The organism is Terasakiella sediminum (assembly GCF_033100395.1).
Lineage (GTDB): Bacteria > Pseudomonadota > Alphaproteobacteria > Rhodospirillales > Terasakiellaceae > Terasakiella.
In genome coordinates, this window is sequence record NZ_JAWLVJ010000007.1 from 39,958 (window position 1) to 58,494 (window position 18,537).

The 18,537-nt window shown below is 50.1% G+C and carries 20 protein-coding genes; 17 read left to right on the forward strand and 3 right to left on the reverse strand.

The features are described from left to right. The first annotated feature begins 71 nt into the window (after positions 1–71). The 6 genes from pqqB to RYZ26_RS06960 all read left to right on the forward strand — a co-directional run bounded on the left by pqqB (position 72) and on the right by RYZ26_RS06960 (position 4,249). Complete coding sequence (gene pqqB, locus RYZ26_RS06940; RefSeq protein WP_317682452.1) at positions 72–1,004, forward strand: pyrroloquinoline quinone biosynthesis protein PqqB; 933 nt, start codon at positions 72–74, stop codon at positions 1,002–1,004. Beyond that, complete coding sequence (gene pqqC, locus RYZ26_RS06945; protein WP_317682453.1) at positions 1,001–1,762, forward strand: pyrroloquinoline-quinone synthase PqqC; 762 nt, start codon at positions 1,001–1,003, stop codon at positions 1,760–1,762. The genes pqqB and pqqC overlap by 4 nt, the downstream gene beginning before the upstream one ends. Positions 1,763–1,835: 73 nt before the next feature. Then, positions 1,836–1,910: a pyrroloquinoline quinone precursor peptide PqqA gene (gene pqqA, locus RYZ26_RS19935; RefSeq protein WP_411576857.1), complete on the forward strand. Its 75-nt coding sequence runs from the start codon at positions 1,836–1,838 to the stop codon at positions 1,908–1,910. Between the two features lie 77 nt (positions 1,911–1,987). Next, on the forward strand, positions 1,988–2,272 hold the full coding sequence (gene pqqD / locus RYZ26_RS06950; protein WP_317682454.1) for a pyrroloquinoline quinone biosynthesis peptide chaperone PqqD: 285 nt from the start codon (positions 1,988–1,990) through the stop codon (positions 2,270–2,272). Further along, on the forward strand, positions 2,247–3,407 hold the full coding sequence (pqqE, locus tag RYZ26_RS06955; protein WP_317682455.1) for a pyrroloquinoline quinone biosynthesis protein PqqE: 1,161 nt from the start codon (positions 2,247–2,249) through the stop codon (positions 3,405–3,407). Before pqqD ends, pqqE begins: the two co-directional genes overlap by 26 nt. Continuing rightward, positions 3,404–4,249, forward strand: a complete 846-nt coding sequence (locus tag RYZ26_RS06960; RefSeq protein ID WP_317682456.1) for a M48 family metalloprotease — start codon at positions 3,404–3,406, stop codon at positions 4,247–4,249. Before pqqE ends, RYZ26_RS06960 begins: the two co-directional genes overlap by 4 nt. Here the strand turns inward: RYZ26_RS06960 and RYZ26_RS06965 are convergent. Both RYZ26_RS06965 and RYZ26_RS06970 read right to left on the reverse strand, forming a co-directional pair. Next, complete coding sequence (locus RYZ26_RS06965) at positions 4,197–5,927, reverse strand: hybrid sensor histidine kinase/response regulator (RefSeq protein WP_317682457.1); 1,731 nt, start codon at positions 5,925–5,927, stop codon at positions 4,197–4,199. The two genes, RYZ26_RS06960 and RYZ26_RS06965, sit on opposite strands and share 53 nt — an antisense overlap. Positions 5,928–5,970: 43 nt before the next feature. Further along, positions 5,971–6,297, reverse strand: a complete 327-nt coding sequence (locus RYZ26_RS06970; protein WP_317682458.1) for a MoaD/ThiS family protein — start codon at positions 6,295–6,297, stop codon at positions 5,971–5,973. Between the two features lie 222 nt (positions 6,298–6,519). Here RYZ26_RS06970 and RYZ26_RS06975 point away from each other — a divergent pair, with 222 nt between their 5' ends. From RYZ26_RS06975 to RYZ26_RS07025, 11 genes are all read left to right on the forward strand, one after another. After that, a complete protein-coding gene (locus RYZ26_RS06975) occupies positions 6,520–6,933 on the forward strand; it encodes a c-type cytochrome (RefSeq protein WP_317682459.1) in 414 nt (137 codons plus the stop codon). A gap of 13 nt (positions 6,934–6,946) precedes the next feature. Beyond that, positions 6,947–7,906 carry an ABC transporter substrate-binding protein gene (locus RYZ26_RS06980; RefSeq protein WP_317682460.1) on the forward strand — a complete coding sequence of 320 codons (960 nt, stop codon included), beginning with the start codon at positions 6,947–6,949 and terminating at the stop codon, positions 7,904–7,906. 2 nt (positions 7,907–7,908) lie between these two features. Then, positions 7,909–8,655 (forward strand): ABC transporter permease, encoded by a 747-nt coding sequence (locus RYZ26_RS06985; protein ID WP_317682461.1) that lies wholly within the window; start codon positions 7,909–7,911, stop codon positions 8,653–8,655. Next, positions 8,655–9,323 (forward strand): ABC transporter ATP-binding protein, encoded by a 669-nt coding sequence (locus tag RYZ26_RS06990; protein ID WP_317682462.1) that lies wholly within the window; start codon positions 8,655–8,657, stop codon positions 9,321–9,323. The genes RYZ26_RS06985 and RYZ26_RS06990 overlap by 1 nt, the downstream gene beginning before the upstream one ends. A 141-nt stretch (positions 9,324–9,464) precedes the next feature. Further along, positions 9,465–9,944: a 4Fe-4S dicluster domain-containing protein gene (locus tag RYZ26_RS06995; protein ID WP_317682463.1), complete on the forward strand. Its 480-nt coding sequence runs from the start codon at positions 9,465–9,467 to the stop codon at positions 9,942–9,944. Between the two features lie 18 nt (positions 9,945–9,962). Then, positions 9,963–11,810 (forward strand): aldehyde ferredoxin oxidoreductase family protein, encoded by a 1,848-nt coding sequence (locus tag RYZ26_RS07000; protein ID WP_317682464.1) that lies wholly within the window; start codon positions 9,963–9,965, stop codon positions 11,808–11,810. 69 nt (positions 11,811–11,879) lie between these two features. After that, positions 11,880–13,223 carry an NAD(P)/FAD-dependent oxidoreductase gene (locus RYZ26_RS07005; protein ID WP_317682465.1) on the forward strand — a complete coding sequence of 448 codons (1,344 nt, stop codon included), beginning with the start codon at positions 11,880–11,882 and terminating at the stop codon, positions 13,221–13,223. 210 nt (positions 13,224–13,433) lie between these two features. Next, positions 13,434–13,871, forward strand: coding sequence for a cytochrome c-550 PedF (gene pedF / locus RYZ26_RS07010; RefSeq protein ID WP_317682466.1), 438 nt, complete (start codon positions 13,434–13,436; stop codon positions 13,869–13,871). A 27-nt stretch (positions 13,872–13,898) separates the two neighbouring features. Then, complete coding sequence (locus tag RYZ26_RS07015; RefSeq protein ID WP_317682467.1) at positions 13,899–15,065, forward strand: FIST N-terminal domain-containing protein; 1,167 nt, start codon at positions 13,899–13,901, stop codon at positions 15,063–15,065. Continuing rightward, on the forward strand, positions 15,058–17,265 hold the full coding sequence (locus RYZ26_RS07020; protein ID WP_317682468.1) for a NahK/ErcS family hybrid sensor histidine kinase/response regulator: 2,208 nt from the start codon (positions 15,058–15,060) through the stop codon (positions 17,263–17,265). Before RYZ26_RS07015 ends, RYZ26_RS07020 begins: the two co-directional genes overlap by 8 nt. A 129-nt stretch (positions 17,266–17,394) precedes the next feature. Next, complete coding sequence (locus RYZ26_RS07025) at positions 17,395–17,850, forward strand: hypothetical protein (RefSeq protein ID WP_317682469.1); 456 nt, start codon at positions 17,395–17,397, stop codon at positions 17,848–17,850. Positions 17,851–17,855: 5 nt separating this feature from the next. On the opposite strand, the gene RYZ26_RS07030 is transcribed toward RYZ26_RS07025, so the two are convergent. Continuing rightward, positions 17,856–18,488: a response regulator gene (locus RYZ26_RS07030; protein ID WP_317682470.1), complete on the reverse strand. Its 633-nt coding sequence runs from the start codon at positions 18,486–18,488 to the stop codon at positions 17,856–17,858. Between the last annotated feature and the right edge of the window lie 49 nt (positions 18,489–18,537).

Sequence of the window (18,537 nt, forward strand, 5' to 3'; positions counted from 1 at the left end):
CCTAAGTCCAATTTTCCTGTGTGCCTCTTTTGCCTAAGCTGGAAAAAACACAAAATTGGGATGAGAGCTATATGCTGAAAGTAAAAATATTGGGTTCTGCCGCAGGTGGTGGTTTTCCGCAGTGGAACTGTCATTGTGACAACTGTCGCGCCATCTGGGCAGGGGGCGACAACGTCAATGCGCGCACGCAGTCTTCGCTGGCTGTGACGGTGGATGACGAAAACTGGTTTTTGTTAAATGCATCCCCTGATATCCGCCAGCAAATTCAGGCCAATCCGTGTTTATTTCCCAAAAAAGGCAAACGCCACAGCCCCATCGTCGGCGTGATGCTGACCAACGCAGATGTGGATCACATCGGCGGATTGCTGACCTTGCGCGAAAGCCATCCTTTGGCGATTTATGCGACAAAGCGGGTGATGGGTGTGTTGGGGGGCAACAGCCTGTTTAACATCCTGAACCCTGAATATGTGGATCGTCGTGACCTGCCTGTCCACCAAGTGACAGAGCTGCAATATAAAGACGGTACCCCTAGCGGGATTGAGGTCGAACTGTTCCCTGTCCCCGGCAAGATCGCGCTTTATCTGGAAGATGAAAGTGCTGGCGATAATTTTGGGTCCGTGCCGGAGGATACGGTCGGGATCAAGATTACATCTAAAGAAAGCGGCAAACATTTTTATTATTTGCCCGGCTGTTCAGCCATGCCCGAAGAACTGGCAGGTCGCGTGCGCGGATCAGAGCTTGTGTTCTTTGACGGCACCACCTGGATTGATGAAGAGATGATCAAGACAGGCTGTGGCGTCAAGACCGGACAGCGCATGGGCCATATGTGTATGGATGGCCCGGATGGCAGTATCGAAGCGTTTCGTGACTTAGGGGTAAAGCGCAAAATCTTTATCCATATCAACAACACCAATCCCGTACTTATGAACAATTCGCCAGAAAGAGCGATTGCAAATCATGCCGATTGGGAAATCGGCTATGACACGATGGAGGTCCTTTTATGATCAAGTTAGATAAAGTTCTCACACCCGACGAACTGGAAGAAACCCTGCGCAGCATTGGCGCTGAGCGCTATCACAATCTGCACCCGTTCCATAAAATGCTGCATGGCGGAGAAATGAATTTGGGGCAAGTGCAAGCCTGGGCGCTGAACCGTTATGTTTATCAGCAGGGCATTCCGATCAAGGATTACGCGATCCTGTCCAATTGTGATGACAAGGAACTGCGCAATCTTTGGCGCCAGCGTATCTTTGATCATGATGGTCTGGGCGAAGATGAAGGCGGGATTGAACGCTGGCTGAAACTGTGTGTATCGCTTGGTCTGGATCGTGAATATGTGAAATCCATGGAAGGGGTCCATCCGGCCAGCACGCACGCTGTGAACAACTATATCAATTTCTGTAAACAGGCCCCGCTTCTGATCGGGATTGCGTCTTGCCTGACCGAATTGTTCGCCCCGAAAATCCATAAGGAACGGATCGCGGGTATGCTGGAAAACTACGACTTTGTGGATGACAGTATGGTTGGTTATTTCCGTGAACGTTTGACACAAGCCCCACGCGATGTGGATTTTGCCCTTCGGTACGTTAAAGAAAATGCAACAACGATGCCTGAACAGCAGGCAGTGATTGATGCGCTTTACATGAAAACGGGTGTTCTTTGGGCACAACTGGACGCCCTTTATCTGGCCTATGTCTCGCCGGGGATGATCCCGCCGGGATGCTTTGATCCGGCTGATTTGGCGGCCCAGGCTGCTGAATAGGACTAAAGGCGAATAGAAACTTTTGGATGAAACAGGCAGAGTGATCTGCATAGATTTTTACAAGGAGACTGACATGAAGTGGGAAACACCTGCATTTTGCGACTTGCGTCTTGGCTTTGAAGTAACAGCTTACATAAACGTTCGCTAAGCTATTTCAAGCAAGAATGACTTAAGAAAGGGAGGATGGGGGAAATCCTCCCTTTTTTATTTGAAGGAACAATAAAAATGATCGAGAACTCGCCGATAAATCTGGATTCAACACCGACCATCAATCCTGTCTATGTTTTTCGTTGGGAAGAAAGCCAGAAGGCCCATATGTTAATGTATCCCGAAGGGCTGATTAAGCTGAACGGTCCGGCGGGCTTTATCATGGAAATGATCGATGGCAAACGCAATGTCGAACAGATCATTACCGACCTGAAAGAGAAATTTGAGGCATCAGACGAATTGTCCGACGATGTCTATGCATTCATGGAGGTGGCCCTTGAAAAAGGATGGATCAGAGTTTGAACAACTCTCTGACTGCGGCAAGCCTTTGTGGCTGGTTGCCGAACTGACATACAAGTGCCCGCTGAAATGCCCATGGTGCACAAACCCCATGGATTTTGACGATTATACCGATGAACTGTCCACCGAAGATTGGCTCAAGGCACTGCGCGAAGCGCGCGAGTTGGGCAGCCTGCAACTGGGCTTTTCCGGTGGCGAACCCATGGTGCGCAAGGACCTGGAAATTCTCGTCGATGAAGCCGACAAGATGGGTTATTACACCAACCTGATTACGTCCGGCATGGGACTGACGGAAGAACGTTTGATCGCGTTGAAAGAAGCAGGCCTGAAGCAAATTCAGCTGAGTTTTCAGCATTCTGATAAAGAAACAAATGACTTGATCGTCGGGGCAACCTCTTTTGATAAAAAGATGGACTGTATCCGCATGATCAAAAAGCATGGTTTCCCCATGGTTTTGAATGTGCCAATTTCCCGCCTCAACATCGATGCGGTGGAAGACCTTATTGATCTGTGTGAAGAAAACGGGATCGAGTTTCTGGAACTCGCCAATATCCAATATTATAACTGGGCTTTGTTGAACCGCAATGAGTTGCTGCCGAGCCTGGAACAGCTGCAGGAAGCCGAAGCCAAGGTGGAAGCGGCGCGCGAACGTTTGGGCAATAAAGTGCAAATCTTCTTCGTGATCCCGGATTATTACGATGGTCGCCCGAAAGCCTGTATGGGCGGGTGGGGCAGTGTGCATTTGAGCATCACACCAAACGGTCAGGTGTTACCGTGTCATGAAGCCCAGGTCATTCCGGGGATTGAGTTCCCCAATGTGCGGGAAAAGTCAGTTAAATGGATTTGGGAAGATTCTCAGGCCTTTAACGAGTTTCGCGGTGATGATTGGATGAAAGAGCCGTGTAGTGGCTGTGAGGAAAAGAAAAAGGATTTCGGCGGCTGTCGTTGTCAGGCTTACCTTTTGACGGGGGACGCGAGAAATGCCGACCCGGCCTGCAGCAAGGCGGAACATTTCAATGTGGTTCAGTCTGCTGTTGAAAATGCCAAAATTCAGGGTGGTCCACGTATGCCACTGGTGATGCGGGCCAAAGGGGCGGTCAGTCCCAAGATCAATAAAGGACTTGCGACCCTGAAATGATGGAAGGGCTGGTCATATTGGCCCTTGCTATTTCGGGTTTGAAAATCTGGGCGTTGTTGCGCCAATTCAGCCGTTTGCAAAATAGTCCTAGGCTGAAGCGGATCAAGAAAATGATGGTGCTGGAAGGTGCCGCAACAGGCGGCCTTCTGGCACTTTTCTTTGGGGCACCAAGCGTTGGGCTGCTGACCCATTCTTTGCCTTTGTCTTTTGTCTGGCTGGCTGTGGTTTTAATCGGGCTGATCATCTGGGCAAAAACGATCCTGATCCCCCGCATCAAGGCGCGTGGCTTATCTGAAACTGAAGCTGTTTTTGATGTGCGAGTTTTTGAGGATGTAAAAGCCGGGCATGCCAATGCACGTGCCTATGGTGGTTTGCTGCGCCCTTTTATTGTCTATACAAAACAGTTGAAAGAACTTTTAAGTGAGGATGAGTTTCGCGCCGTTCTCGCCCATGAAGTTGGCCATATCGTTCACCATCATCATGTGAAGCTGGTGGGCCTGTTGTGCCTGTTTTATGGGGTGGGACTTATCAGCATTGATCAGATTGAACCTTTAAACCTGGTCACCTTTGTTCTGATGTTATATATCACCCAAAACCTCAGCTTGCCGTTGGTCAGTTCTATGATGCGCAGATTTGAATTTCAGGCAGATGAGACAGCCCGTGACCTTGTGGGTGCTGAAATGTTTATCGCTGCCTTAAAGAAAATCTGGGGCAAGGATCATAGTCCGCTCAAGGATGATCGTCTGTTTGCTTTCTGGTATGGCAGTCATCCCTCGCCAGAAGATCGTCTTAGCCGACTTGGATCATGTGATTTAAAAGCGCACGCAATTTCCCGGGTTTAATCGGTTTGTTCAGCATGGGCAGACCAAGGCGCTGGCATTCCTTGTTCAATTCCTGCGTGCGATCTGCGGTGATGACGGCGGCTGGGATGTCTGATCCATAAAGGGCAAAAATTTCTTCGATAACGTCCAGGCCTGTTTCGCCGTCATCCAGGTGGTAATCGGCTAAAATGCCGCTGATCATTACTTTGCTGAACTTTAACTGGGTTAAGGCAGCACGTTTGCTTAAGGCGCAAACAGGTGTACAGCCCCATTCCATCAGTAGGTCTGCCATGGAATGGGTGATGCTGCCTTCATTATCCACAATCAGAAAACTATGCCCGGCAAGTGAGTTCATCGGGTTTGTGTTTTCAGCAATGAGGCGTGGCGCAGCCATTTGCGGGCTGATTTCGCAAGCCGGTACATCTACACTAAAGACCGACCCTTTGCCTTCAATGGAATGTACGTTGATGGGATGTTCCAACATGCGGGCAATCCGTTCCACAATCGCAAGACCGAGACCGACGCCTTTGTCCGTTGGGGTCGGGTGGCTGTCCTTTAGCTGATGGAATTCCAGAAATATTTCTTCGAGTTTGTCAGCGGGAATGCCCGGCCCGGTATCCCAAACCTGAAAGCGTAGCATATTGCCTTTGATCCGACGGCATCCCAAAAGGACGCGCCCCCCACTGGAATAACGAATAGCGTTGCTTAAGAAATTGCGTAGGATACGACTGAGCAAGCGACTGTCTGTTCTCACGCCCAGACTGCAGGGCAGAACCTTGAAGGTGACGCCTGCCTGATTGGCAACCGACTGGAATTCATCGCCCAACGGGGTCAAGAACCGATTGGCAGGCGATTCCGTGATGTTTTTAACAACCGCATTGGCATCCAGCTTGGAAATATCCAGCAGATCGCTTAACAGTTCTTCTGCGTTATTCAATGCACTGTGGATGCGTTCCACAATGTTCTTTTCCTTTAAGCCCAGATCACGTTCTTGCAGGGTGGAAACCAGAAGACGGGCGGCATTCAGGGGCTGTAACAAGTCATGACTGGCCGCTGCGAGATATTTATCCTTACTGATGTTGGCCTGTTCTGCGGCATCCTTGGCGATTTTTAATTCTTTTTCGATGATGCGGCGTTCCTGAACTTCCGCACTCAGTTGTTTGTTGAGCGCAACCAAGGCTTTGGTGCGTTCATCAACACGTTGTTCCAGCTCATCATGGGCGCGTTGCAGTTTTTCTTCGGCCAGTTTTCGATCCGTGATGTCGCCAACGGATCCGACCATGCGGTACGCCGTCCCATATGGGTCACGCAAAGCTTTACCGCGCGCAAAGACCCAGTGATAGACGCCGTCTGTGGCACGTACGCGATATTCCCATTCAAAATAATCGCTCAGGCCCTTTAGATGTTCGGTCACTTTGTTTTCGTAACCGGCCTTGTCATCTGGATGTACCCATTCCAGCCATTCGTGGGTTGTGGTCATATGGCCTTTATTGCGATGGCCCAGAGTTTCCATCAGACGGGGTGAAATATAAAGCTGTTTGGTAACCGGGTTCCAGTCCCACAAGCCCTCGTTCGGTCCTTCCATGGCCAACGCATAGCGTTCTTCGGTTTTTTCCAGTTCCTCAATACGTTTTTTCAAACGCTCATTTTCCGCCTGGAGCGTTTCAATCGTAACAGACTTGGAAGGTTGATCCGGCATTACGGTTCTTTATGTCATCAAGGAAGACGAACACTATACCCTATTAGACCACAGGTGCGCCATACCCATAACTATAAGGGACAGGTCCGGAAAATGCGACCACATCGCCTTCTTCCAGTTCATGGTTGAAATATAGGTCACCCACCAGTCCGGGGGAGATGTCGCGCCCGTTCACCAAAATCAGGAAGAGATGTTCTTTCGGCAATTTCAAATCGCGAAAAATATCGCCAACAGTCGTGCCTGCAGGATAGGTCATCGGGTTCTTCACCGCGTCCGGGTCACCATGGGTGTGCATGGCGTTGAATAAACGCACACTGACAGTAATCGTCTGATCCTGTGAATTATGTCCAATCATGGGGGAGGCAAGCATGGTCTATCCCTTTGTTTAGATGAAAGTGTCCATATTTTACACTTCACGCTGTAGGGATAAATTGATTTCCGTCACGTGAACATACGACTTTGGGACAATCCCTATTCGCCGAAAGTCGAAATGCATTCTCTCCTATCGTTTCGTATTGTTGTTATCAGGTGGGGGAAGCCGAATGTATCGGGCTTTCCTGCAATAATTTTATTTTTTAGGGAAGACATTAAAATGTTCAAGAAAACTCTGGCAGTATTGGCGTGTGTTATTGGCGTTTCAGCGTGCCAAAGCACATCAGAAACCGCAATGAATGATCCTTACTTCGGCTACAAGCCGCCAAGTTCAGAAGCTGCTGCGGGTATTCAGGTGTTCCACCGCTGCAAGAAATGTCATTCCATGGACCCAGCACGCAACACGTTCGGGCCAAACCTGCGCGGTGTTTACATGCGTCCGGCCGCCAGTCTGCCACGCTTTGACTATTCCGACAGTCTGAAAGCATCCGGTCTGGTGTGGGATGAAGCCAACCTGCGCGACTGGATCAAAGGCAATGACATGAAGGTTAAAGGAACCCGCATGCGTCACGTTGAAATCACTGATGCGGCTGAACAGGACTACCTGATCGCGTTCCTGAAAACCTTCAAGTAAGGGTGTGTGATCAATGATCCGATTTTTCCTGACGTTTGTATGTTTGATCGGTTTTATGGTTCCTTCTGCTTATGCAGAATTACCGAGTTTGCGTGTCGGCGTCTTGAAATTCGGAACGGTGAACTGGGAACTGCAGACTATTAAAGCCTATGGCCTGGATGAAAAGGCTGGCTTTAAACTGGATGTGGTTCCCTTCGCCGGAAAACAGGCAACGGCTACCGCGCTTCATGGTGGGGCAGTTGATGCGATTGTAAATGACTGGATCTGGGTGTCGCGCCAACGAAGTGCAGGCCAGGATTACAGCTTTATGCCTTATTCGCGCATCGTCGGTGGGCTTGTGGCACGTTCTGATCGAAAGATTGAAACACTGGCTGATCTGAAAGGTAAAAAGCTGGGGATTGCAGGTGGTCCGGTTGATAAAAACTGGTTGCTGTTTCAGGCGGTCGCAAAAAAACGCTTTGATCTGGACCTGGCCCAATCGACAAAAATCTTCTTTGGCGCCCCGCCTTTGCTTGCCAAGAAAATGGAAATGGGCGAATTGGATGGGGTGGTCAATTTTTGGCACTATGTCGCCAAGCTGGAAGCAAAAGGCCATAACGTCCTGATTTCTTCCAAAGATGCCATGGCCGAACTGGGCATGATCGCCGATGTGCCTATGCTGGGTTATGTCTTTGCTCAAAAAACAGATTTGATGGCGGCCTTTTCCAAGGCTTCACGTGTGGCAAAAAACTTGCTGGCAAAAGATGATGCCGCCTGGACCAAAATCCGCCCGATGATGAAGGTGGCGGATGAGAAAACCTTTCAGGCCCTAAAGACCGGATTTATCAATGGCATCCCAACAGCCTGGGGCAATGTGGAACGCGAGGCAGCCGCCAAACTGTTTGACGTTCTGGCTGATCTGGGTGGGGAAAAGCTGGTGGGCAAAGGCAAGACCCTGTCGCCTGACACTTTTGCTGAGACCATCCGATATTAACGATGCAGAAAACCGCAATCCTTCAGTTGTTTTCCCTTAGCCTGCTCATGATTTTATGGGCAGGCATTTCTGTTTTAGGGGCAGGGGACTTGCTGCCCGCGCCCTGGATCGTTGCGGGACGTATTGGTGAGGAATTCCAAAGTGGGGAGTTGTTCTATCATTGTGGCATTACCTTGTTGCGGGTGGTCGCAGCCTTTGGTCTGGCGATGATATTCGGCTGTGTGATCGGTATTTCCATGGGGCTACAAAAAACAGCAGATCGTTTCTTTGATCCCTGGCTTTTGTTGTTTCTGAATATCCCGGCATTGGTGGTCATCGTGCTGTGTTACCTCTGGATCGGACTGGGGGAAGTGGCCGCCATTCTGGCCGTTGCAATCAATAAAATCCCTAATGTAGCTGTGACATTGCGTGAAGGAACCCGCAATCTGGACGCCGGACTGGCGGAAATGGCGAAGATTTACAAACTGCCCTTGGATAAACGCATTCGCACCATCATCCTGCCGCAACTGACGCCTTACATCATGGCGTCTGCCCGCTCCGGCCTGGCACTCGTCTGGAAGATTGTGCTGGTGGTGGAACTGTTGGGGCGCAGCAACGGGGTTGGCTTTCAGCTCCATCTGTTTTTTCAGTTGTTTGATGTAGCAGGCATACTGGCTTATTCCATGGTCTTTATCCTGATTATTGCAGTGATTGAACATCTGATCATGAAGCCACTGGATCAGCGCCTTCATGCCTGGAGGGCGAAGTAATGCGACTTCATGTTCAGGAAAAAAACTTTGATGGGATCACCGTCCTGAAAGACATCGACCTTCACCTTCATAAAGATGAAACCACGGTTCTTCTCGGCCCATCAGGTTGTGGCAAAACCACATTACTGCGCATTATCTGCGGGCTGGATACGGATTTTGACGGGCAGCTTGATTTGGACAGTGAGAAAATCGGATTTGTTTTTCAGGAACCACGTCTGCTGCCCTGGCTGTCGGTTTATGACAATATCGCCCTTGTCTGTGCAGATGGCGTGGATATTGATGGTTTGCTGAAGGATGTCGGGGTTTTGGAAGCCAAAGATCAGCTGGCGTCCAAGCTTTCTCTAGGCATGGCGCGTCGTGTTGGGTTTGCGCGTGCCCTGTCCATCAATCCTGATGTGCTGATCATGGATGAACCTTTTGTCTCGCTTGATCAGGCGCGTGCAGAACAATTGCGCCTGATGGTTCTGGATGTGATGGCGAAAAGATCGACGAAAGTCTTATTCGTCACTCATGATCTGGGCGAAGCCGTACAACTGGGCAGCCGGATTTTGCATTTGGGGGGCACGCCAAGTCGAATTTTACAGGAAAAACAGGTGGCTTTAAGTCCTGAGATGCGCAGAAACCCTAGGGCTATTGCTGATATCGTCGGGCAATTCGCCTTAAGTTGAATTGTACCATTTTGGGAAGTCCCTAAACTGTTCTGATCATTAACCTTAATTGGGAAAGTAACGGCTAACGCACTGGGGTTAAAAGCAGGTGGCCAGACTGTATGTCAGTGTTTTGGGAGTCTTTCTAAGGGACGTTATAAAATGCAGAAAGCGCTAAATATCGATCCGGGCAAATGTACCGGATGTCTGCAATGTGAAGTGGCGTGTTCTCTGGAACATACGGGAGCCTTCAATCCTTCCAAGTCACGGATCAAAGTATTCAAATTTCATGATGAGGGACGTTTTGTTCCTTATACCTGTACCCAATGTTCAGAAGCCTGGTGTCTGCAGGCTTGTCCTGTTGAAGCCATTTCTTATGATGCGGCGACGGGTGCCAAGGTTGTGGCTGACAGTGCGTGTGTGGGCTGTAAAGTCTGTACCATCGCCTGTCCGTTCGGGACCGTCAACTATGTGCCCGATACAGGCAAGGTTGCCAAATGTGACCTGTGTGGCGGTGATCCGAAATGTGCGACGGCCTGTCCAACAGATGCCATCACGTTCGTGGATGCATCGATGACAGGTCTGGATAAAATGCGCAGCTGGGCGGCCAAAACCGACGCTGGCATGCAAGCTGAAGCTTAAGAAAGGGAGAACTCTACGATGTCATGGGCACGTAAATTATTGCGGGTAAACCTTTCTAAAGGCACTTGCACAGAAGAAGCATTGAACATGGACTGGGCGCAGAAATATCTGGGTTCACGTGGTCTTGCGACAAAATATTTCATTGAAGAAACAGATCCAAAGGTGGATCCACTTTCGCCTGAAAACAAGCTGATCATGTCTACTGGTCCGCTGACAGGCACCTGTGCCTCGACCGCTGGTCGTTACACGGTTGTGACCAAGGGGGCACTGACGGGTGCTATTGCTTGTTCAAACTCCGGCGGTTTCTTCGGCAATGAGATGAAGAATGCTGGCTGGGATATGATCATTTTTGAAGGTAAGGCGGAGAAACCTGTCTACCTGAAACTGATCGATGAAAAAGCTGAACTGGTGGATGCGTCTGATTATTGGGGCAAATCCTGCTGGGATACGGAAGAAGGCTTGAAAGCCGACCTTCAGGACCCACAAGCGCGTGTTGCTTCCATCGGTGTATCCGGTGAACAGGGCGTACTTTATGCCTGTGTGGTCAACGATATGGACCGTGCAGCGGGCCGTTCAGGTGTGGGGACCGTTATGGGGTCCAAGAACCTGAAAGCGGTTGTCATTCGTGGGACACGTGGTGTGAAGGTTGAAGACCCGGCGGGCTTCCTGGAAGCGACAAACGCGGGTAAAGCCGTTCTGGCTGAAAATCCGGTTACAGGGGCTGGCCTGCCGACTTATGGTACGCAAGTTCTGATGAATGTGATCAACGAGATGGGCGCCATGCCCACCCGTAACTTCAAGGACGTTCAGTTTGAAGGTGCGGCCAATATCTCGGGTGAGAAAATGCATGAAGTTCGTGCAGATGGGACGAAGAACCTGGTGACAAACGCAGCTTGTTATGGCTGTACCATTGCTTGTCAGCGTGTTTCTACCATTGAACGCACGCACTACACCGTTAAAGATCGTCCGGAATATCAAAATGCATCCGGTGGTCTGGAATATGAAGCGGCCTGGTCGCTTGGTTCTGAATGTGGGGTGGACGATATCGAAGCCTGTACATTTGCAAACTTCATCTGTAACGAACAGGGGTATGATCCAATTTCCTTCGGTGCCACTGTTGGTGCGGCGATGGAACTGTTTGAAATGGGCGTTCTGACGACCGAACATACTGGCGGAATCGAGTTGAATTTCGGTAATGCAAAAGCACTGACCGATTGTGCGGAACTTGTTGGTAAAGCAGAAGGCTTTGGTGTTGAACTTGGTCTGGGTTCTGCCCGTCTGGCTGAGAAATACGGCCACCCTGAAGTGTCCATGTCCGTTAAAAAGCAGGAATTCCCGGCTTATGATGCTCGTGGCATCCAGGGCATGGGCCTGACATACGCCACCTCCAACCGTGGGGCGTGCCATTTGCGTTCTTACACCGTTGCATCAGAAGTTCTGGGCATTCCTGAAAAGACTGATCCGCTGGAAACAGACGGTAAGGCAGGTCTGGTGATGGCCTTCCAGGATGCAACAGCTGCTGTGGATTCATCTGGTCTTTGTATCTTTACGACCTTTGCCTGGTCTTTGGAAGACATTGCACCACAAGTGAATGCGGCTTGTGAAGGTGACTGGACGGTTGAAAGCATGCTGGAAGTGGGCGAACGCGTCTGGAACATGGAACGTCAGTACAATCTGGCGGCCGGGTTCACAGGCAAGGACGACACATTGCCACAACGCTTGCTGAAAGATGCGGCCAAGACAGGCCCTGCCAAAGGCAAGGTCAATGGTTTGGATAAGATGCTGCCGGAATATTACAATATTCGCGGCTGGGATGCGGAAGGCGTTCCAACATCCGAAACCCTCAACCGCTTGGGTCTTGCTTAAGACTTGAAATGGATGAAGCGGGCCGAGACTTTTCGGTCCGCTTCTTTTTTTAGACGGAAAAAGAATATCATGATCGGAATTTTAAAGCGTATTTTCGGTGGCGATACCCCTGCCGCTGAGCCGCAAGCGGAAACGCATAGCACGCAATCCAAGGGTGGACAGTATGACTATGTCGTCGTGGGTGCTGGCCCTGCAGGTGTGCAGGCTGTTGAACATTTGCGCAAACAGGACGCCACAGCCAGCATTCTTTTGGTCGGTGGTGAACCAGAACCCCCTTATTCGCGCATGGCGATCCCTTATCTTCTGATCGGTAAAGTGAGCGAGGACGGCACCTATCTGCGCCGTGATGAAAACCACTATGAAGCCCTGAATATCGAATATCGCCATGGTCTGGTGCAAAAGGTGGATGCGGAGGCCTCTGCTTTGAACATGACCGATGGATCGACCATTTCTTATGGCAAGCTGTGTCTGGCAACGGGGGCAAGCCCGATCAAGCCCCCAATCCCGGGTCTGGATAACAAAGGGGTACACCACTGCTGGACATTGGAAGATGCGCGCAAGATCATCGACCTTGCTCATGAAGGGGCGCATGTTGTGTTGATGGGGGCCGGTTTTATCGGCTGTATTATCCTTGAAGCACTCGCGCTTCGTAAAGTTAACCTGACCGTTGTGGAAATGGGCGACCGGATGGTGCCGCGCATGTTGAACCCGACTTGTGGTGGCTTGCTCAAAAAATACTGTAATACCCACGGCGTGACGGTTCATACCTCAACCAAAATCACCATGGTGGAACCCAATCCGGGTGACCCGGAAGATACGCTACTGGTTGATCTGGATAACGGTGAACAAATCCCGGCGCATTTGCTGGTGGTTGCGGCTGGTGTGAGATCCAACACAGCCTTCCTTGAAGGTTCCGCCGTTGAAGTGGATGAAGGTATCAAGGTGGATGAACATCTGCAAACAGCTGTCTCCAACATCTATGCCGCAGGTGACGTGGCACAGGGGCCTGATTTCTCAACAGGTGGCTGGTCTGTTCATGCCATTCAGCCCACAGCCTCTGATCACGGTCGCATTGCTGCCCTGAATATGGTGGGTAAGGAAACGCCTTATCAGGGATCATTGGTGATGAACGTGCTGGATACGCTGGGCTTGATTTCCGCCTCCTTCGGATTGTGGGAAGGCGTGCCCGGTGGTGACAGTGTGGAACGGCTTGATGAAGAAAATTACAAATATATTCGACTGGAATTTGACGGCGACATCCTTGTGGGTGCCCAGACATTGGGACGCACGGACCATATCGGTGTGTTGCGTGGCCTGATCCAGAATCGCAAACCCCTTGGTGTCTGGAAAGAACGTCTCAAAGAAGACCCCCACCGCATCATGGATGCGTATGTGGCCCTATCCCAGATGTAGAGAACTCCGACGTTCTACATCGAACTTATGCTGTCATCCTTATGGGTGGCAGCATTTTTTTGCCTTTTTTTAGTCCGTTTTAGACCTTTGGCTAGTACGAATGCGACCAAAGTCGAGCAGATATGAACCGGGCATGCGCGGTATAAAAGAGACAGGACAAAACACACATGAAGGGTTGAATTCCACCCCTTCACATTGGAGGAAGAAAGTATGTTCAAGAAGTTCCTTTTCGCCGGGTTGGCAGCTGGGATGACGGTTGGTCTCGCAAACACTGTGCTTGCCCATGGTGACGTAACACCACAAGCCGTCGATACATCCGGTTTGCCTGTGTTGGGGGACGAATGGCTGGAAGAAAATCCGTTTCGTAGTGATGAAAAATATAAAGCGCGTGCGATCGAAATCGGGGCCTCTGCCTATAACCAGAACTGTGCGCGTTGCCACGGTCTGGAAGTAATATCTGGTGGAATTGCGCCGGATTTGCGTTACCTGGAAGCAGACTTTGAGGGTGATGAATGGTTTATCGAACGTATGACAAACGGTGCGGTTCGTGACGGAAAAGTCTATATGCCGAAGTTCGTAGGTGTTATATCTCAAGAAGGGCTTTGGGCCATTCGCACTTATGTTGATGAGCAGCCAGAAGACGAATAAGACTAAAAAAGCAAAGGCACCTTTTTAGTGGCAGATCATAAGAATAAAAAAACAAGAATACCAAAAACAAGTACCAAGGTTAAAACCGGTGCTGAAGCCGCTGGCGAGCTTTTTATCGGCCTGGGAGAACAGTCGTTTGCGGCTGTTTTCTTCTTTACGTCCGGTGACTATGATCTTGTTGAGTTGGGACGATCTCTTTCAACTTTTTACCCTGATATTCCGATATATGGATGCACGTCTGCTGGTGTGATCGGCGTCTCGGGGTATGAAGAAGACAGCGTTTCTGCCTTTGCCTTACCTGCATCGCACTTTCATGTGGATGCAGATGTGATCGGTGATATCAGTACCATCGATATCAGTGCCTGGGGAGAGGCCACTAAAAATCTTGTTGATCGTTTTGAGAGCAATGTAACGGGTCCGCTGAAAGATCAGACATTCGGGCTTGTACTGATTGATGGTCTTTCGCTGGCAGAAGAAACCATTCTCAGTGCGGTTTATCCTGAATTAGGGGATATTCCGTTGTTTGGCGGATCGGCGGGCGATGATCTGAAGTTCAAGAAAACGCAGATTTTCTTCAATTCAGAAGCCATCAGCAATTGCGCAGCACTTATTCTTGTTCACACGACTTGTCCGTTTCAGGTCTTCCGCACCGAACATTTTGTTGAGACTGATCGCAAAATGGTGATTACCGAAGCGGATCCAGCGTCCCGCATTGTCCATGAAATTAACGCAAGTCCCGCGACTGAAGAATATGCCCGCCTGATCGGGGTGCAGCCGGATGAGCTGAATTCCACCCTGTTTGCCGCTCATCCGGTGATGGTGCGTGTGGGAGGGGCCTATTACGTGCGATCCATTCAGAAACCGGAAGGCGAGGACGGGTTGCGTTTTTTCTGTGCCATTGATGAAGGGTTGGTTCTGACCCTTGCCAAAGGTCAGGATATTGTCACCAATTTAAAGCATACGCTGCAGGATGTTGATAAAGCCGTAGGCGACCCGGAACTGATTATCGGCTGTGATTGTATCTTCAGACGGTTGGAGCTGGAACAGACGCCGGAAAAATATGATCAGGTCTCTGATATCTTGCGTGAACACAACGTTTTCGGTTTTAACACCTATGGGGAACAGTTTGCAGGCATGCATGTGAACCAGACCTTTACAGGTGTGGCGATTGGTTGGAGGGACAGCGATGATTGAAGCCCTTGATATCCCCACAGGTACACCGGATGAAGCCCAGAAGCTGCGCAAAATTGTCGCAGCATTGATGAAACAGGTGGAACGCACCCTTGACGTTCAGGGCGGTGCGTTTTCTTCCTTCCAGACCGCAACGCTACTGGATGAAAAAGTACGGGAACGCACCACCCAGTTGGAACAGGCGCTTGGGTCCCTTGAAAAAGTAAATCGGGAACTCAGCCGCACAAAAGGTGAGGCAGAGACAGCACGGATCCGCCTTGTAGAAGCGGTGGAAAGCGTTTCTGAAGGTTTTGCACTGTACGATAAAGACGATCGTCTGATCCTCTGCAACCATCGCTTCTGGGAGTTCTGGGGAGACCGTCGTGATCAGGTGCCTTACGGGACGCGCTTTGAAGATGTGGCCCGCACCTTTGTGCGCCAGTATGTGGTGCCAAACGAGGTGGATAAATCCGTTGATTGGTTGAAAGAACGTTTAAACCGACATCGTAACCCCAAAGATGCGTTTGTGATCCAGTTGCGCGATGGTCGCTGGCTCAAGATCAATGAACGCCCGACCAAAGATGGCGGTATCGTGGGCGTCTACACCGATATTACCGAGATTAAACAGCAGGAACAAAAACGCCGTGAACAGGAATTGGCGGAACAGAACGTACTGCTGCAATCTACATTGGATAACCTGCGCCAGGGTGTGTCGGTGTTTGACAAGGATTTGAAACTGGTTGCCTGGAATCAGCGATTTATAGAGGTTCTGGATTTGCCAGACGGACTTGTTGAACATGGTATGAGCTATGAGCGCTATACCCGTTACAATGTGTTCAGGGGTGAATTTGGAGATAAAACCGAAGAATCTTACCAAAAACGCATGGAACGTGCGCGCGCCAAGGAAGCTTTGTTCTTTGAATATACCAGACCCAATGGCCGCGTGGTAGAAGTCCAGCGAAATACCATGCCCGGCGGAGGGTTTGTCACGACTTACACCGACATCACCGCACGGCGAGAAGCGCAGGAACAGTTGCGCGAAGCCAAGGAAAACCTGGAAGAACGGGTGCGTGAAAGAACCGATGAGCTTCATGTGGCAAAAGAAGCTGCCGAAGAAGCCAATCTTTCCAAGACCCGCTTTTTGGCCGCAGCCAGTCATGACCTGTTGCAGCCGTTGAACGCAGCACGCCTGTTTATCTCCACCCTGCTGGAACGCTCTTTGGAAGATAACAATCTGCAATTGGTGGAGCGCGCCGACTTTGCCCTAAAAGGCGTGGAGAGTTTACTTTCTGCCCTGCTGGAAATCTCCAAACTTGACGCAGGCGCAGTGCCGGTTGTGATCGCGAATTTTGAACTGAGCGATTTGTTTAACCGCCTGCAGGAAGAATATGGTCCCCTGGCTGCGCAAAAAGACATTTCGCTGAAAGTTGTGGCCTCCAAAGCCTGGGTGAATAGTGATGCGAAATTGTTGTCGCGTATCTTGCGCAACTTTGTCAGTAATGCGGTTCGGTATACGGAAAATGGGCGCATCCTGATTGGGGCGAAACGTCACGGTGATGTGTTGCGTCTTTGCGTATATGACACGGGACCTGGTATTTCAGAAGCTGATCAGGAACGGATTTTCGAAGAGTTCCGCCAGTTGGAAAGCAAGAATTCTGTGGCTGAAAAAGGCGCAGGTCTTGGTCTTGCCATCGTTAAACGGATTGCGCAGACACTGGGCCATAAGGTTTCTTTGGTGTCGAGTCCGGATCAAGGGGCCTGCTTTATCGTAGAAGTTCCGCTGGTGGAAAAGCAGGTTCAGCAAAAAGCCATGCCGTCCATTGATAAGCTGGGTGAAAGCTTAAGCGGGATTTCCGTTCTGGTGGTGGATAATGAAGACGATATCCAGATCGGCATGAAAGCCCTGATGGAAAACTGGGACGTGAACGTGTTGACGGCCGGATCGCAGGAAGAAGCCATCGAAGTGTTGGATGAATTCGGGACCTTCCCGGATGCAGTCATTGCAGATTATCATTTGAGCGAAACAGAAACAGGTGTGGAATTGCTGTCCTGGTTGAAGCGCGACCGCAAACTCGATTTCCCGGCAATGGTTATTACTGCAGATCGTACGGATGAATTGCGCGCGAGCATCACATCTCAGGGCTATGCCTTGCTGAACAAACCGTTGAAGCCAGCGAAACTGCGTGCCTGGTTGTCCCATGTGGTGACGCCTATTAATTACTAAATATCAAAATGTTGACAGTTTGTCCGACCTCTCTACACTGCCATTATCCAGTGTAGAGGTTGATATGCGTTTCGTTTTTTATCCCTGATATGTATTTCCTTGACGGCTTGCCAGACCGGTGGCTTGAAATTGAGCCAACGGTTAGATCCGTTCGTGTTGGGCTGGACGGGTATTGATACAGAAACATCTGACCCTGATGATCCTTATTGGGAGGCAATTGCTTATGGCGGTGGTGTCGTCTGGCAGGGGGGGTGCGATTTGCCTAACTGCAAGCGTTTTACCAGCCATATCGGGACTCTGAAAGAACGCCTGATTCAGATTACGTATGGCGATCTGGCTGTGGATTTTGAAAAGGTACCTGTGCTTGAGATACGTACCGCTTCTTCAGAGATGAGAGTTGGGACCTTACCTACTGCAAAAAAACAAGCTTATCAGTATGTTACTTTGAAAAATGAGAATAAATCTCTCATCAGGTCGAAAGCATTTGGCAGAATGTACACGATTGAAATTACTTCAGTGTCGCATGCGCCAAGTGAGAATGAGATGATTGAGGTTTTACTGGCGACACGCTTTCCGGCGAAGTAAATCAATTAAAAATCCAGGTTCTTCGCAACCAGCACCGCCTGTGTGCGGCTGTGGACGCCGAGTTTGCGCAGGATGGAAGAAATGTGCGCCTTGACGGTGGATTCTTTGATATCCAGTTCAAAGGCGATGATCTTGTTGGGTTTGCCCATGGTCAGCAATTGCAGGACGCCCAGTTCAGCCGGGGTCAGAAGGGCGGCTTTTTCTTTGAGTTCATCGTCCATGCGGCGTTTTTCTTCGATCGCTTCGGCCAGTTCTGGCGGCACGAAGGATTTGCCGGACAGGACCGCATCTATGGCATCGCCAATGCGTTCCTTGCTGGAGGATTTGGGGATGAAACCAAGCGCACCACAGGTCAGGGCACGTTGAATAACGTCCGGGCTTTCTTCGGCTGAGATAATAACAACAGGCAGCATGGGTGAGGCGTTACGGATCGCAACCAAACCGGAAAAGCCTTCGGCACCGGGCATGTTGAGGTCCAGCAGAACCACGTCCAGGTCGTCATCGCTGGTGGCTGTTTCCTGTGCTTCTTCGAGGGTAGAGACTTCTAAAATTTCGGCATCGGTCCATTTTTCGCCAATGACCTGTTTGATGGCGTCACGGAAAAGTGGATGATCATCGGCAACCAGAAATTTGTACATGGCGTCTTCCCTAGATAAAAATGGTCTTATTTTTTTAAGGAGTATACAT

Bases quoted from the DNA above. Each gene is read 5' to 3' on its own strand.
- RYZ26_RS07030 (WP_317682470.1), bottom strand. From the start codon at position 18,488: ATGTACAAATTTCTGGTTGCCGATGATCATCCACTTTTCCGTGACGCC.
- pqqD (WP_317682454.1), top strand. From the start codon at position 1,988: ATGATCGAGAACTCGCCGATAAATCTGGATTCAACACCGACCATCAAT.
- RYZ26_RS06960 (WP_317682456.1), top strand. From the start codon at position 3,404: ATGATGGAAGGGCTGGTCATATTGGCCCTTGCTATTTCGGGTTTGAAA.
- pqqB (WP_317682452.1), top strand. From the start codon at position 72: ATGCTGAAAGTAAAAATATTGGGTTCTGCCGCAGGTGGTGGTTTTCCG.
- RYZ26_RS07020 (WP_317682468.1), top strand. From the start codon at position 15,058: ATGATTGAAGCCCTTGATATCCCCACAGGTACACCGGATGAAGCCCAG.
- RYZ26_RS06980 (WP_317682460.1), top strand. From the start codon at position 6,947: ATGATCCGATTTTTCCTGACGTTTGTATGTTTGATCGGTTTTATGGTT.
- RYZ26_RS06975 (WP_317682459.1), top strand. From the start codon at position 6,520: ATGTTCAAGAAAACTCTGGCAGTATTGGCGTGTGTTATTGGCGTTTCA.
- RYZ26_RS07000 (WP_317682464.1), top strand. From the start codon at position 9,963: ATGTCATGGGCACGTAAATTATTGCGGGTAAACCTTTCTAAAGGCACT.
- RYZ26_RS06995 (WP_317682463.1), top strand. From the start codon at position 9,465: ATGCAGAAAGCGCTAAATATCGATCCGGGCAAATGTACCGGATGTCTG.
- RYZ26_RS06965 (WP_317682457.1), bottom strand. From the start codon at position 5,927: ATGCCGGATCAACCTTCCAAGTCTGTTACGATTGAAACGCTCCAGGCG.
- RYZ26_RS07005 (WP_317682465.1), top strand. From the start codon at position 11,880: ATGATCGGAATTTTAAAGCGTATTTTCGGTGGCGATACCCCTGCCGCT.
- RYZ26_RS06985 (WP_317682461.1), top strand. From the start codon at position 7,909: ATGCAGAAAACCGCAATCCTTCAGTTGTTTTCCCTTAGCCTGCTCATG.
- RYZ26_RS06990 (WP_317682462.1), top strand. From the start codon at position 8,655: ATGCGACTTCATGTTCAGGAAAAAAACTTTGATGGGATCACCGTCCTG.
- RYZ26_RS06970 (WP_317682458.1), bottom strand. From the start codon at position 6,297: ATGCTTGCCTCCCCCATGATTGGACATAATTCACAGGATCAGACGATT.
- pedF (WP_317682466.1), top strand. From the start codon at position 13,434: ATGTTCAAGAAGTTCCTTTTCGCCGGGTTGGCAGCTGGGATGACGGTT.
- pqqC (WP_317682453.1), top strand. From the start codon at position 1,001: ATGATCAAGTTAGATAAAGTTCTCACACCCGACGAACTGGAAGAAACC.